Source organism: Vibrio sp. 1288 (assembly GCF_033344475.1).
On sequence record NZ_JAWPOX010001172.1, the window covers coordinates 1 to 509 of the forward strand.

Here is a 509-nt window from a genome sequence, read left to right on the forward strand (position 1 = left end):
AAGCCCAACTCGTTAATTGCTCGCGCCTCTTCTAAGCTGCCACCAAAACAATGGAACACGCCACGCAGGCGACCGTCTTGCTCTTGACGAAGCAGAGTCAGCGTTTCTTCGATGGAATCACGGGTGTGGATCACCACAGGTAAATCCATCTCTTTTGCCCAATTGAGTTGGGTTACGAAAGCCATCTCTTGCTCTGCTTGGTGGGTTTTATCCCAATACAGGTCGATGCCGATTTCGCCTACGGCGATAAAGTTGTGTTTTTCGAACCAGCCTCGGATGATTTCTAGCGTTTGATCAACGTTGCTATCAACGTAACATGGGTGCAAACCCATCATTGAGTGGCACACTTCCGGATACGCTGCTTCGGTCTGCAGCATCGGTTCAATCGAGTCCAGATCGATATTCGGCAGCAAAATTTTAGTGATGCCTTGAGTTAAGGCGCGCTCAACCACTTCATCGCGGTCGTTATCAAATTCGCTCGCGTATATGTGCGCGTGGGTATCGATCAT

At 49.5% G+C, this 509-nt stretch carries 1 protein-coding gene; it reads right to left on the reverse strand.

Features of this window, described 5'->3' with window-relative positions; translation table 11 throughout:
• Window positions 1-509 (reverse strand): TatD family hydrolase (locus R8O11_RS31505; RefSeq protein WP_318195426.1); only part of this gene is annotated, 509 nt, incomplete at both ends.